Consider the following 13717-nt stretch of genomic DNA (forward strand, 5'->3'; position numbering starts at 1 on the left):
GTCAGGTCTATAAAACTATTATTGATGGTGACATTAGCGTTAATAACCTTCGTAGCTCGATGGGTATCAACGCGGCATTTTGTTAATTAAGTCCATCATTTTAATTCGGGAATCGGTTGATACTTTCCGAACCTCCAATTCAACACCGCGTTTATCTAATTCACGGAACGCTGCAATATCCTTCTCATCGATAGAGACGGCATTATTGACCTGCGTTTTCCCCTGCTTGAATGCCATCCCGCCAATATTGACCGAGGTGATGTTTACGCCATTTTCGATCAGCGTTAATACATCCGTCGGATTGGTGAACAGCAGCATCACGCGGTCAGCGGCATATTTCGGATTGTCATAAACACGAACGGCTTTTGCCACATCCACCACGTGCGCGGTAACGCCCGGTGGTGCAACCTGAGTCAGCAACGTTTTACGCACGTGATCGGCGGCGACTTCATCGCTGACAACAATAATGCGCGAAACATTGGTTTCTTTCGTCCAGCGGGTGGCGACCTGACCATGAATCAGGCGATCGTCGATACGAGCCAGACCAATTTTCATGTGTTCGCCGGGTCCTGCCGGTGTGGGGATAGCGTTGGCCTTTGGGGTTGGTGGAGGAGAAGGGGGCGCGACTTTGGCTTTTTCCTGATGCTTCAGCGCTTTTACGCCATCTCTGCCAGCTTCCAATGCGATAGAAACCAGATCGGAGAAGGACGGATTATCATCCCGGGCCATAAAGGTTTCCGCTAGCATGGGAATATTCACACCGGCGATAACATCATGGTTTTCTTTGTCGGTGACGAGGCGGCTGGCGGCGTTGAATGGGCTGCCGCCCCAGGTATCAACGAGAAACAGCACGCCTTGTGATGTGTCTAACTGCGTGAGTTTTTCCTGATATTTTTCTATCAATGTTTCGGCGTTTTCCCCAGGAACGAAATCAATCCAGGCGACATTACTTTGCTCGCCAAGAATCATTTCTGCTGTCTTTAACAGCGGTCCCGCAGTGGCGCCGTGAGTGCATAACATGATTGCAATACTCACTTGCTACCTCCTCACGTTCACGATCAAAAAAGAGTCAATGTGTCAGGAAACCGGGTCAGCGTTCCGGTAGTGAAAACGTTAACCGTCGCGGTATTAGTATGGCTGCAAGAAAAAATTTTACCGTGGATTCATGACATTCACTGTGTTCCTCCAGGTTGTCAGGCCAGAAAATCGTGACTGACAGATTTATTTTACTTATCGAAAAAATAAATAGTGTGATGATGCTCTAATGCTGACCAGTTAAATCAAGGGCTAAAAGGGCTCTGAATGGGAAAATTTGGGCGCGTTATCAATGCGAAGCTGACCGGAAGAAATTCTTTGTGAAAATTGGTAACAACCTGTTAGAGTAAACGTCCCTTAAATTGCTTAGGAGCACCGGGCATCAGCCCTTCCCATGGACTGTCACCGACAAAACGTTCTCTGTTTTCCCGCTAATGCTGGCGGTTTTCTGTACTCAACTGGTCACTCAGACCACATTCAGAATCTCTCTGATTCACACCAACTCTTTTTATTACCATTCAATGCGGCTCATGCATTGATGTCATCTGCTCGTTCATTTTCTGGAGTCTGACATGGAATTTTTGCTAGATCCTTCAATCTGGGCAGGCTTATTGACGCTGGTGGTACTGGAAATTGTTCTGGGTATCGACAATTTGGTGTTTATCGCCATTTTGGCGGATAAATTACCCCCCAAACAGCGAGATAAAGCCCGCATTATCGGTTTAAGCCTGGCGCTGTTAATGCGTCTGGGGCTGTTGTCTTTGATTTCCTGGATGGTCACACTGACGCGTCCACTGTTTAGCCTTGGCGATTTCAGCTTCTCGGGTCGTGACCTGATTTTGCTGTTCGGCGGTGTGTTCCTCTTGTTCAAAGCTACGATGGAGCTACATGAACGGCTAGAGAATAAAACGCACGACGGCAATGGCAATCGCGCCCATGCGAGTTTCTGGGCCGTAGTGGCACAGATCGTCGTGCTGGATGCGGTGTTCTCGCTGGATGCCGTGATTACTGCGGTGGGCATGGTCGATCACCTGGGCGTCATGATGACGGCGGTGATCATTGCAATGGGCGTCATGCTGATTGCTTCTAAGCCGTTGACCCGATTCGTCAACGAGCATCCAACGGTGGTTGTCCTGTGTCTCAGCTTCTTGCTGATGATTGGTTTGAGCCTGATGGCGGAAGGTCTTGGCTTCCACATTCCGAAAGGTTATCTGTACGCGGCGATTGGCTTCTCTATCCTGATCGAGCTGTTTAACCAAATTGCCCGTCATAACTTTATGAAGCATCAGTCGCACCGTCCTTTGCGTGAACGTACCGCAGAGGCCATTCTGCGCCTGATGGGTTCACGGAAAAACACGGACGACGTGGATGCGGATGAACCGCAGAAGAAACTCACAACTGAGGAATTCGCCGAAGAAGAGCGCAATATGATCAGCGGCGTGCTGACATTAGCCTCGCGTTCGCTGCGCAGCGTGATGACGCCGCGTACTGAAATTTCCTGGGTGGATAGTGCAAGTTCGGTCGAACAGATCCGTATGCAATTGCTGGATACGCCTCACAGCCTGTTCCCAATCTGTCGCGGTTCGCTGGATGAGCTTATCGGTGTCGTCCGTGCCAAGGACCTGCTGGTGGCGCTGGAAACGCAGACCGATGTGGAAAGCTTTGCTGCGGCTAACCCGCCAATCGTCGTGCCGGAAACGCTGGATGTGATTAACCTGCTGCCCGTTCTGCGTCGTGCGAAAGGTAGCCTGGTCATCATCGCCAACGAATTTGGTGTGGTGCAAGGGTTGGTAACACCGCTGGACGTGCTGGAAGCGATTGCCGGTGAGTTCCCAGATGAAGACGAAACGCTGGATATCATCCCTGACGGCGAAGGCTGGCTGGTGAAAGGCGGAACGGATCTCCACGCTTTGCAACAGGTGGTGAATAGCAGCGAGCTGGTTGATCCGAAAGAAGATTATGCTTCACTGGCAGGAATGTTGTTGGCGCATAGTGATGAGTTCCCGAAAGTCGGTGCCATCATCGAGTTGTACAACCTGCGCTTCCACATCATCGAAGTATCCGAATACCGTATTGAATTGGTGCGTGTAGAACGCATCATCGAGCGGGAAGAGGATGAAGAGGCGTAAGCCGTTCTGCGTAAGTAGATGACAAAATGAAGCCCCGCCAATGTGGCGGGGCTTTTTAATCGGTGGAAATAAAAACAGAAGTGGGGTGCGGACTAATCACACTGCACTTTAATCGCCAGTCCGCCCCGTGAGGTTTCGCGGTATTTGGCGTTCATGTCTTTACCCGTTTCGTACATGGTTTCAATCACCTTATCCAGCGAGACGCGTGCTTCGCTGGTGCGGCGGGTTGCCATGCGGGCGGCGTTAATCGCCTTAACGGAAGCAATCGCGTTACGTTCAATGCACGGGACCTGCACCTGGCCAGCAACTGGATCGCAGGTTAAGCCCAGATTGTGTTCCATGCCGATCTCAGCGGCGACACAAACCTGTTCCGGGCTCGCGCCCATCAGCTCTGCCAGTCCAGCGGCGGCCATGGAGCAGGCGACGCCCACTTCACCCTGACAGCCTACTTCCGCACCGGAGATGGAGGCGTTCATTTTGTACAGAATGCCAACCGCGCCCGCCGCGAGGAAGTAACGGATATAAATGGTTGGGCTAACCGGCTCGATGAAGTGGTCGTAATAAGCGAGGACAGCGGGGACGATGCCGCACGCACCGTTCGTTGGCGCGGTAACTACACGGCCACCTGCGGCGTTTTCTTCATTCACCGCCAGCGCGAACATATTGACCCAGTCCACCACGTTCATCGGGTCGTTGGACAGTTTATCGGAAGACACCAGCATGCGGCGCAGCGCAGAGGCACGACGTGGCACGCGCAGCGGTCCGGGTAAAACACCTTCGGTGTTCATACCGCGATCGATACAGGCACGCATTGTCTGCCAAATATCGGCAAAGTAGGCGTCAATGTCCTGACGGCTGTGCAGCGCCAGCTCGTTACGCATCACCATCCCTGAGAGCGACAGGCCACTTTGTTTGCAGTGATCCAGCATCTCTTTGGCGGAATTGAACGTATAGGGAACGGATACATCAGTGGCACTGTCTTTGCCAAAATTCTCTGCATCGACGATGAAGCCGCCACCGATGGAGTAATAGGTTTTGCTATAAATTTCTTTATTGCCGGCAAAGGCGGTGATGGTCATGCCGTTTTCGTGCAGCGGCAGATTTTCACTGCGGAAAACCATGCCACCTTCGCGTGGGAAATCGACCTCATGCTGCCCGTTAGCCAGCAGCAGGCGTTCGCGTTGCTCAACATCGCGGATGAAACCGGGAATGGCATCAATATCAACGGTATCCGGCATGTTACCCGCCAGACCCATAATGATAGCGATATCCGTATGGTGGCCTTTACCCGTCAGCGACAGTGAGCCATACACATCGACGGCAATGCGCGTGGTCGCGGTCAGTCGATCCTGGGTGATCAATTCATCGACAAATTGCTTACCGGCTTTCATCGGTCCAACCGTATGAGAGCTAGAGGGGCCAATACCGATTTTAAACATGTCGAAAACGCTTATCACGCGAAACTCCTCAAAGACTCAGGGTCGTACCCACTCTTTGTTATCTGATCGCCTGCATCCGGTTCCTTCATCATAATCAGATAGTTATGCTGCGAAGTATCTGATGATTTCGGTTCTGGCGAGACATGACCTGAATTTTAGTGGATATATACCCAAAGATTAGAATAAAACTCGTCAAATCGCGCTATTGTAGTGTGGAATATGTCGTGTGGCTTTCTTTTTCGCATGAAATAAACTTATGTCATCGCATAATTTAACTTATCCTAAATGTGAGTTAAGTCATTGTAAATCCTATGGCTGGGTGCTTTTTGAGCGCAAAGGCCGCTTTTTAAATAAGGATATTTGGCGAGAGAAAAGAAGTGGTGAGCCAAAAGCCGCTGAACGCGGCATTGAGCTTAGGGCTTGTCGGAAATCTGTAAGGCGAGCTGATGGATGATGGCGGCGGTTAGCCCCCAGACAAACTGCTGCTGATACCAGGAAAGATAAACCCGATGGCGCTGCTGCTTGCGCTCAATATCCAGTGGATAATAGCGCGTCAGCGCGAAGGCCTCGTCCAGCGGCATTTCAAACAGTTCGGCGACTTCGTCTTCATTGGGATGAAAGCGAGTCTGTGGAGCGATCAGCCCGACAACCGGTGTGACCTGAAATCCACTGACGCTGTCCAGCGGCGGTAATACGCCCAGCACCTGGACATTTTCCGGTGGGATAGCCACTTCTTCCTGCGCTTCACGCAGCGCCGTTTCGATGATGGAACGATCTTCTTTATCCGCCGCACCGCCGGGGAACGCCACTTGCCCGGCATGTTTACGCAGTTCGGCAGAACGTCGGGTCAATAACAGCGTGGGCGTAGGATGACAAATAATCGGCACCAGAACCGCAGCCTGACGCTGCTGGTGCACAGGCCGCAGCGATGGCGGAAGCTGTAACTGAAAGCGCGTAATAAAATCGTTCAGCGCAAAAGCTGTTGGCGGCAAGGCGATCTCACTCATTCACTCGGTACCTGAATTGTCTGGGAACCATCCAGTAGGGGAAGTATGCGGCCCACTTTATCAAACGTTTCCTGATATTCAGCCTGTTCCTGACTGTCGGCGACGATGCCGCCGCCTGCCCAGCAGTAAATTCTGCCGCGTTCGGTTAATAGCGTTCTGATGGTGATATTGGTATCCATCGTTCCGCACAGGCTGATGTAGCCGACGCTGCCGCAGTAAGCATTGCGACGCTGAGGTTCCAGTTCTTCAATAATCTGCATCGCGCGAATTTTGGGTGCGCCGGTAATCGAGCCGCCGGGGAAACAGGCGCGTAATAGCGTGGTTGCAGGACAATCTTCCGGTAGCTGTGCTTCAATGGTGCTGACCAGATGGTGCACCGCGGGGAAAGGTTCGACGACGAACAACTCCGGCACGCGGACGCTGCCTGGCACCGCGACACGACCAATGTCGTTACGCAGGAGATCGACAATCATCAGGTTTTCTGAGCGATCTTTCTCCGAATTAGCGAGTCGCACCGCTTGCTGTTTATCAGCTTCCGAATCTGCGAGACGCGGCAGTGTGCCTTTAATCGGGCGCGTTTGAATGCGGTGATTTTCCAGCCAGAGAAAACGCTCCGGCGATACGCTGATGACGGTATTTTCCGGCAGGCGCAGGAAGGCGGAAAAGGGCGCTTTATTGCCTGCTGACAGTCGTAAAAATGCCTGCCATTCATCACCCTCGTAAGCCGCAGAAAAGCGCTGTGCCAGATTGACCTGATAGCAGTCTCCCGCCAGAAGGTAGTCCTGTATTGTGCGGAATTTTTCGCCGTACGCCTCGCGTGACATGTTTGGTTGCCAATTGCTGGTAAGGTTGAAATCGGCTTTTGGGGCGGTAACGGGCGGAGTGGTTAACCCGTCGAGCCGCGCTTGAAGGGAATGATGTACGATCAGCGTTAACGTTTGTCGATGGTGATCGGCAACCAGCGCCCAGTCGTAGAGACCCACCGCCATATCCGGCAAATCGATATCTTGCTCGGCCTGTGCGGGCAGCGTTTCAATCTGCCGTCCCAGATCGTAGCCGAACAGGCCAAGTGCGCCGCCCTGAAAAGGGAAATCAGGATGTGTTTCCGCGGACAGCGCCAGTGAATCAAGCTGCTCTTGCAGTAAAGCAAATGGATCACCGTCCACGATATTCGTTACACCGTCACGCGTGATTTCCGTTTTGCTTCCGCGCGTGCAAAGTGTGACTCGCGGATCGGCGACCATAATATCGAAGCGATTATGCGGATGATCGGCAAATCCAGAATGCAGCAACATCGCCCACGGCTGTTGGGAAAAGGGCGCAAAGCGATCGAGCAGCACGGTCGGGTAGTAAGGCAGCGTGTGATAGATAGCGATGGAACCCGTCGCGGTGGTCGAATCGCTGGTGTCGGTTACGTGAGTCGTATTGGCGGCAGTCATGTTCTTCGTGTTGTGTCTACAGTATGGTTGTGTTGATAGCGCGTCGATTTTCCTGCCCACAGCGTACCACAAAGCAGAAATGCTGGTGTATGCCGAAGCGAGCATGCGATGATACGTGCGAATTTACCAACCAGGAAATTATCATGATTGCAGGTATGCCCGCGCTGACGCACAAGCAGCAGCAAGATGCCGTAGAGCGTATCCAGGAACTCATGTCTGAGGGCATGAGCAGCGGCCAGGCGATAGCACAGGTTGCCGCGGAGATCCGTCAGAATCATCAGGGCGACAACGTCGCGGTGATGTTTGACGAAGATGATGACGCATTTAATGACAGTAATGATAGCGACGAAGAACACCATTTTGACGATGGTGAAGAAGAGGACGAGCAGTAACCACATTTCTTCCTATACCCGTCATACTTCAAGTTGCATGTGCGTTGGCTGCGCTTAGTCACCCGAATCACTTACCTGAGTAAGCTCATCGGGATTCCCTCACTTGCCGCCTTCCTGAAACTCGAATTATTTAGGGTATGGGATTGGATAAAGACGGTGGCTTATATCGCCGCAATCGCTTTGATTTCGACTTTGAATTTCGGGTGCATCAATTTAGCCTGCACGGTGCAGCGTACAGGCGCGCTACCTGCCACGACCCAAGCATCCCACGCGGCGTTCATCGCAGCAAAATCATCCGCATCGGCGAGAAAAATCGTCACGTCCAACAGCTTACTCTTATCCGTTCCCGCCTGTTGCAGGATCGCATCTAACGCGCCCAGCGCGTTTTTCGTTTGCGCCTGTGCGTCGTCATCCAGATTCTCCGGCACGCTGGTGTAATAGAGCGTGTTGTTGTGGATGACGGCGTCTGACCAGCGGGCTTCAGGATTAATTCGTGTGATCGCCATGAGGTGGGGTTTCTCCATTGTGGGGATAGTTAAAATAGTGACATCAATCAATACCAGCCGCCAAGCCTAACACAGCAGGTTGCGGCACGCTTTCCTGATTTAAGGTGGTAGCGTCGGGTGACTCTTGGCATAATCAGCGCGATATTTTGCTGCGACCTGAAACGGTTAGCGGCTTACAGATATAGCATTCCCTTGAAAAAGAGAGCAGGCGTGACGAACGATCGTGTAATTGATGATTTTGCTAATGACGGCGTGCTGGCGAAAGCGATCACAGGCTTCAAGCCTCGTGAGCCACAGCGGCAGATGGCGCAGGCAGTCATGCGGGCCATCGACGATAAAACAGCGCTGGTGGTAGAAGCGGGAACAGGAACCGGTAAAACCTATGCCTACCTTGCGCCCGCCTTGCGTTCAGATAAAAAAGTCATCATTTCAACCGGTTCGAAAGCGCTACAGGATCAGCTCTATAGCCGCGATTTACCGACGATCGCGGAGGCGTTGAAGTACAAAGGCAAATTAGCGCTGTTGAAAGGTCGCTCGAACTACCTCTGTCTGGAACGGCTTGAACAGCAATCGCTGGGCGGCGATGATTTACCCGGCGAAACGCTGAGTGAACTGGTTCGGCTGCGCGGCTGGTCGTCGGAAACGACGGAAGGTGATGTCACGACCTGTTCAGGTGTGGCGGAAGACAGCGCAATCTGGCCGTTAGTGACCAGCACCAACGATAACTGCCTGGGCAGCGACTGTCCGCACTACAAAGAGTGTTTTGTGGTGAAAGCACGGCGTAAAGCGATGGATGCCGATATCGTGGTGGTTAACCATCATCTCTATCTGGCCGATATGGTGGTGAAGGAGAGCGGTTTTGCGGAGCTGATCCCAGAAAGTGACGTCGTTATTTTCGATGAAGCCCACCAGATTCCGGATATCGCCAGCCAATATTTCGGCCAGCAGCTTTCCAGCCGCCAACTATTGGATCTGGCGAAAGACATCATCATTGCATACCGCACCGAAGTGCGCGACGCCTCGCAACTGCAAAAAAGTGCCGATCGCCTGACGCAAAGTACGCAGGATTTTCGGCTGTCGCTGGGCGATCCGGGGTTTCGCGGTAATCTGCGCGATGTGCTCGAACAGCCGTCGCTTCAGCGTGCGCTGGTGCTGCTGGATGATGCGCTGGAGCTGTGTTACGACGTCGCGAAACTGTCGCTCGGGCGTTCAGCGCTGCTGGATGCCGCTTTTGAGCGCGCCACGCTCTATCGCAATCGCTTGAAACGGCTGAAAGACGTGCAGTTACCAGGTTACAGCTACTGGTACGAATGTAATTCACGTCATTTTGTGTTGGCGCTGACGCCGCTGTCCGTCTCCGATCGTTTTCGTGAACTGATAAAAGAGAAGCCTGCGGCCTGGGTGTTTACCTCCGCGACGCTGTCTGTTAACGATCAACTCTTCCACTTCACCGATAGGCTGGGGCTGGATAACGCGAATACGCTCCTGTTACCCAGCCCGTTTGATTATGCCAATCAGGCGCTGCTCTGCGTCCCCCGCAATTTACCGGAAACCAATCGTCCCGGTGCAGCGAAAAGGCTGGCGGCGATGCTGCGGCCGTTGATTGAGGCGAATCAGGGTCGCTGCTTTATGCTGTGTACGTCGCATCAGATGATGCGCGATTTGGCGGCCGAATTCCGCGCCACGCTGACGCTACCGGTGCTGTTACAGGGCGAAACCGGCAAGGCGCAATTGCTGTCGCAGTTTGTGTCGGCAGGTAATGCCTTGCTGGTGGCGACCAGCAGCTTCTGGGAAGGCGTGGATGTGCGTGGTGATACGCTCTCCTGCGTCATTATCGATAAACTGCCGTTTACCTCGCCGGATGACCCGCTGCTGAAGGCGCGTATTGAAGACTGCCGCCTGCGCGGCGGTGAGCCTTTCGACGATGTGCAGGTTCCCGATGCGGTGATTACCCTGAAGCAAGGTGTAGGCCGCCTCATCCGTGATGTTGAGGATCGCGGTGTGATTGTGATTTGCGATAATCGACTGGTGATGCGTCCGTATGGTGCCGTGTTCCTTAACAGCCTGCCACCGACGCCGCGTACCCGCGATATTGGGCAGGCGATTAATTTCCTGACGCGTAACACATAATTCCCCACTGGCGATTGCCGCATGGCCTGACTGACCGATGGCGGGAAGGGCTGCGGCTCGATAGGAGCTTATGCTATGATACGGGTTGTTAAGATTTATTTATCCTGCCTGAGGTTGGCATGTCTACGCGAATTCTAGCGCTTGATACCGCAACGGAAGCCTGTTCCGTCGCACTCTGGAATGAAGGTGAAATTCATTCTCTGTTCGAACTTTGTCCTCGTGAACACACACAACGTATTCTGCCGATGGTTCAGCAGGTGCTGGCCGACAGCGGCCTGACGCTTAACGATCTTGATGCGCTGGCCTTTGGTCAGGGGCCGGGAAGTTTTACCGGCGTGCGAATTGGCATTGGCATTGCCCAAGGACTGGCACTGGGAGCGGATTTACCGCTGCTCGGCGTCTCGTCACTGGCTACCATGGCGCAGGGCGCTTTCCGCCTGACGCAGGCAACGCAGGTGCTGGCGGCCATTGATGCGCGGATGGGAGAGGTCTACTGGGGTTGCTATCAGCGCGATGCTGACGGCGGCTGGCAGGGTGAATCCGAGGAAGCGGTATTGAAACCTGAACAGGTGCAGGCGTTAACTGCCGCGCTGTCAGGCGAATGGGCCACTGTAGGCACTGGATGGGAAACCTATCCTGAACTGGCCAGCCATGCCTCTCTGGTGTTAGCGAAGGGCGAGGTGCTGCTGCCGCAGGCGCAGGACATGTTGCCGCTGGCTTGTCAGCTATGGCAGGCAGGTAAAGCGGTAAGCGTCGAGAATGCACAGCCACGCTACCTGCGCAATGAAGTGACCTGGAAAAAGCTGCCCGGCCGCGAATAACAGAATGCACATTCGACGTGAAGTATGCCCGTCATAAACAGCAACTTATTCGATGCTGAGCAGTCTAACTATCAGATGTCTGAAGAGGGGTTGTGCCATGTCCGTACAAATAAAAAGCGTACAAATAAAAGGCGTACAGATGAAAAATGTGCATCTGAATCAGAAAAAAGCACGCCTCGGTATGGTAGTTGCGACAGCGCTGCTGCTTTCAGGTTGTGTCACGGTGCCGGATGCCATTAAAGGCACGTCGCCAACGCCGCAGGACGATCTGGTGCGCGTGATGAATGCGCCGCAGATTTATGTCGGTCAGGAATCACGCTTTGGCGGACGGGTGGTCAGCATCCGCAATGAAGCGAATAAAACGCGGTTGGAAATTGCCAGCATGCCGCTGGATAGCGGCGCGAAACCGCTGTTGGATATGCCGTCAGAAGGGCGCTTTATTGCCTATGTGAATCGCTTTCTGGAACCTGTCGATTTTAAAGACCAACTGGTCACCGTTGTCGGGCCAATTGTCGGCACCGAACAGGGCGCTATCGGGGATAAACCCTATCGTTATATCGTGATCGACGCACAAGGCTACAAACGCTGGAATGTCGTGCAGCGTCTTATGGTACCACCCGGCGGCTATGGCCCGTGGGGATGGCGTGCGGGTTACGGCTATGGTTGGGGGCCCGGATGGGGATTTGACGGCGGTTGGTCTGGGCCTGCGCGCATTGAGAATGTCGTGACAGAATAAGAATAGGGCTATTTTACTTGTCATTTTGAACCTGGGCAGTGCTCAAAATCCTCACGTACTACGTGTACGCTCCGGTTTTTCCGCGCTGTCCGTGTCCAAACTGACTGCGCCAATAACGCCCTATGGGGTAGGCTCTAAAATTATTTCGTTCAGTGTGAAGATATCAGGCGACGCAGGTTGCCTGATTTTTTTTGAATAAAGAATAAATTAGTGATCGATCTCGCAACCTTAACATTGTTTGTTAGCTAACTGGTAGGCTGAGTTAAAATAATGTTAATAACAATAAGCCTCTGAGGGCGAAGACGATGCCACTAAAAAAATATCTCGGGAGTGACGTCTTGGAAAAAATTTGGTTATCACGCTATCCGGCGGATGTGCCGGCGGAAATCGATCCAGATCGCTATTCGTCGCTGATTGAAATGTTTGAAAATAGCGTCAGGCGTTATGCCGATCGGCCCGCATTTGTCAACATGGGTGAAGTGATGACGTTTCGTAAGCTGGAAGAGCGGAGTCGGGCGTTTGCCGCCTATCTGCAAAACCAGCTTAAATTGCAAAAAGGCGATCGTGTCGCGCTGATGATGCCGAATCTGCTGCAATATCCCGTTGCGCTCTTTGGCGTGCTGCGCGCGGGGATGGTGGTCGTCAACGTTAACCCATTGTATACACCGCGTGAGCTGGAGCATCAGCTAAAAGACAGCGGTGCGAGCACGATTGTTATCGTGTCTAACTTCGCGCATACGCTGGAAAAAGTCGTCCATAACACGGCGGTGAAACACGTTATCCTGACCCGTATGGGTGACCAGCTCTCTACGGCCAAAGGCACGCTGGTCAACTTCGTGGTGAAGTACATTAAGCGGCTGGTGCCCAAATACCATCTGCCGGATGCGATATCGTTCCGTCGTGTTTTGCAGGAAGGACGGCGTCAGCAGTATATTCGCCCCGATATTATCAATACCGATTTGGCATTCCTGCAATATACCGGCGGCACCACGGGCGTCGCTAAAGGCGCCATGCTCACACACCGCAATATGCTGGCGAATCTTGAGCAGTGTAAAGGGGCATACGGCGCTGTTCTGCAAGAAGGGAATGAACTGGTGGTCACGGCGTTGCCGCTCTACCATATTTTCGCACTTACGGTGAACGGCCTTCTGTTCCTTGAATTGGGCGGGAAGAACCTGTTGATCACCAATCCCCGTGATATCCCGGCGGTCGTGAAGGAACTGAAACAATATCCGTTTACGGCTATCACCGGCGTCAATACGTTATTTAACGCGCTGCTCAACAACAAAGAGTTTCACGAGCTGGATTTCTCCACGCTGCGTTTATCGGTTGGCGGCGGCGCATCGGTGCAGCAAGCGGTGGCGGAGCGTTGGGAAAAAACCACAGGTAAACACCTGTTGGAAGGGTATGGACTGACGGAGAGTTCGCCGCTGGTGTCGGGAAATCCGTACGATCTGAAACACTACAGCGGCAGTATCGGGCTGCCAGTGCCGTCAACGGACGTCAAAATCATTGACGATGACGGCAACGACGCCGGGCCGGGAGAATCCGGCGAGCTGTGGGTGCGTGGGCCGCAGGTGATGTTAGGGTACTGGCAGCAGCCTGCTGCGACGGATGAGGTGTTAAAAGATGGCTGGTTAGCGACGGGTGACATTGTCACTTCTGATGACGAAGGATTCCTGCGAGTCATCGACCGTAAGAAAGACATGATTCTGGTTTCTGGCTTTAACGTCTATCCGACGGAAATTGAAGATGTGATCAGCCGTCATCCCAAAGTCTCCGAATCGGCGGTGGTTGGGGTGGACAATGAGGTCTCCGGCGAGGCAGTCAAAGCCTTTGTCGTCAGACGCGATCACTCGTTAACAAAAGAGGAACTCATTACCCACTGTCGCCGTAATCTTACCGGCTACAAAGTGCCGAAAGAGATCGAATTCTGCGACGATTTGCCGAAATCTAACGTGGGGAAAATCCTGCGCCGCGAATTACGTGGCGATAAGAAGGCGAAGAAAGACGCTGCCGCCTGACGATTTTCCACGAAAAACGACTGCCAGAGAGAGGCAGGACGCGATATGATGTTTTCACG

11 protein-coding genes are annotated in these 13717 nt (G+C 53.0%); 6 read left to right on the forward strand and 5 right to left on the reverse strand.

Annotated elements, in window-relative coordinates; genetic code table 11:
• Positions 1–66 precede the first annotated feature (66 nt).
• Positions 67–1035: a PTS mannose transporter subunit IIAB gene (gene manX, locus NXT09_RS02885; protein WP_268578815.1), complete on the reverse strand. Its 969-nt coding sequence runs from the start codon at positions 1033–1035 to the stop codon at positions 67–69.
• A 572-nt stretch (positions 1036–1607) separates the two neighbouring features.
• Here manX and NXT09_RS02890 point away from each other — a divergent pair.
• The gene (locus tag NXT09_RS02890; RefSeq protein ID WP_205557279.1) at positions 1608–3164 is read left to right on the forward strand and encodes a TerC family protein; all 1557 of its coding nucleotides are present in this window, start codon (positions 1608–1610) and stop codon (positions 3162–3164) included.
• A gap of 92 nt (positions 3165–3256) precedes the next feature.
• Here the strand turns inward: NXT09_RS02890 and sdaA are convergent, their stop codons facing one another.
• The 3 genes from sdaA to pabB form a co-directional block, all read right to left on the reverse strand.
• Complete coding sequence (gene sdaA, locus NXT09_RS02895; protein WP_039511315.1) at positions 3257–4621, reverse strand: L-serine ammonia-lyase; 1365 nt, start codon at positions 4619–4621, stop codon at positions 3257–3259.
• 395 nt (positions 4622–5016) lie between these two features.
• The gene (locus NXT09_RS02900; RefSeq protein ID WP_119888757.1) at positions 5017–5610 is read right to left on the reverse strand and encodes a CoA pyrophosphatase; all 594 of its coding nucleotides are present in this window, start codon (positions 5608–5610) and stop codon (positions 5017–5019) included.
• Positions 5607–7049: an aminodeoxychorismate synthase component 1 gene (gene pabB, locus NXT09_RS02905; RefSeq protein ID WP_268578816.1), complete on the reverse strand. Its 1443-nt coding sequence runs from the start codon at positions 7047–7049 to the stop codon at positions 5607–5609. The genes NXT09_RS02900 and pabB overlap by 4 nt, the downstream gene beginning before the upstream one ends.
• Positions 7050–7192: 143 nt before the next feature.
• On the opposite strand from pabB, the gene NXT09_RS02910 reads away from it, so the two are divergent.
• Entirely contained in the window at positions 7193–7441 is a 249-nt protein-coding gene (locus NXT09_RS02910) for a YoaH family protein (RefSeq protein WP_180788802.1), read from the forward strand.
• A gap of 161 nt (positions 7442–7602) precedes the next feature.
• Here NXT09_RS02910 and NXT09_RS02915 read toward each other — a convergent pair whose 3' ends face one another.
• Entirely contained in the window at positions 7603–7947 is a 345-nt protein-coding gene (locus NXT09_RS02915; protein WP_268578817.1) for a RidA family protein, read from the reverse strand.
• Between the two features lie 210 nt (positions 7948–8157).
• On the opposite strand from NXT09_RS02915, the gene yoaA reads away from it, so the two are divergent.
• The 4 genes from yoaA (at position 8158) to fadD (ending at position 13658) form a co-directional block, all read left to right on the forward strand.
• Positions 8158–10077 carry a DNA repair helicase YoaA gene (yoaA, locus tag NXT09_RS02920; protein WP_268578818.1) on the forward strand — a complete coding sequence of 640 codons (1920 nt, stop codon included), beginning with the start codon at positions 8158–8160 and terminating at the stop codon, positions 10075–10077.
• Between the two features lie 119 nt (positions 10078–10196).
• Positions 10197–10898: a tRNA (adenosine(37)-N6)-threonylcarbamoyltransferase complex dimerization subunit type 1 TsaB gene (gene tsaB, locus NXT09_RS02925; protein WP_268578819.1), complete on the forward strand. Its 702-nt coding sequence runs from the start codon at positions 10197–10199 to the stop codon at positions 10896–10898.
• Between the two features lie 139 nt (positions 10899–11037).
• Positions 11038–11634: a Slp family lipoprotein gene (locus NXT09_RS02930; protein WP_268578896.1), complete on the forward strand. Its 597-nt coding sequence runs from the start codon at positions 11038–11040 to the stop codon at positions 11632–11634.
• Between the two features lie 338 nt (positions 11635–11972).
• Positions 11973–13658, forward strand: a complete 1686-nt coding sequence (fadD, locus tag NXT09_RS02935; RefSeq protein WP_268578820.1) for a long-chain-fatty-acid--CoA ligase FadD — start codon at positions 11973–11975, stop codon at positions 13656–13658.
• Positions 13659–13717: the final 59 nt, after the last annotated feature.

Source organism: Pectobacterium jejuense (assembly GCF_026800125.1).
Lineage (GTDB): Bacteria > Pseudomonadota > Gammaproteobacteria > Enterobacterales > Enterobacteriaceae > Pectobacterium > Pectobacterium jejuense.

Excerpts from the sequence above, each read along its gene's own strand:
- NXT09_RS02890 (WP_205557279.1), top strand. The coding sequence starts at position 1,608 with ATGGAATTTTTGCTAGATCCTTCAATCTGGGCAGGCTTATTGACGCTG.
- tsaB (WP_268578819.1), top strand. The coding sequence starts at position 10,197 with ATGTCTACGCGAATTCTAGCGCTTGATACCGCAACGGAAGCCTGTTCC.
- NXT09_RS02900 (WP_119888757.1), bottom strand. The coding sequence starts at position 5,610 with ATGAGTGAGATCGCCTTGCCGCCAACAGCTTTTGCGCTGAACGATTTT.
- pabB (WP_268578816.1), bottom strand. The coding sequence starts at position 7,049 with ATGACTGCCGCCAATACGACTCACGTAACCGACACCAGCGATTCGACC.
- NXT09_RS02910 (WP_180788802.1), top strand. The coding sequence starts at position 7,193 with ATGATTGCAGGTATGCCCGCGCTGACGCACAAGCAGCAGCAAGATGCC.
- NXT09_RS02930 (WP_268578896.1), top strand. The coding sequence starts at position 11,038 with ATGAAAAATGTGCATCTGAATCAGAAAAAAGCACGCCTCGGTATGGTA.
- NXT09_RS02915 (WP_268578817.1), bottom strand. The coding sequence starts at position 7,947 with ATGGCGATCACACGAATTAATCCTGAAGCCCGCTGGTCAGACGCCGTC.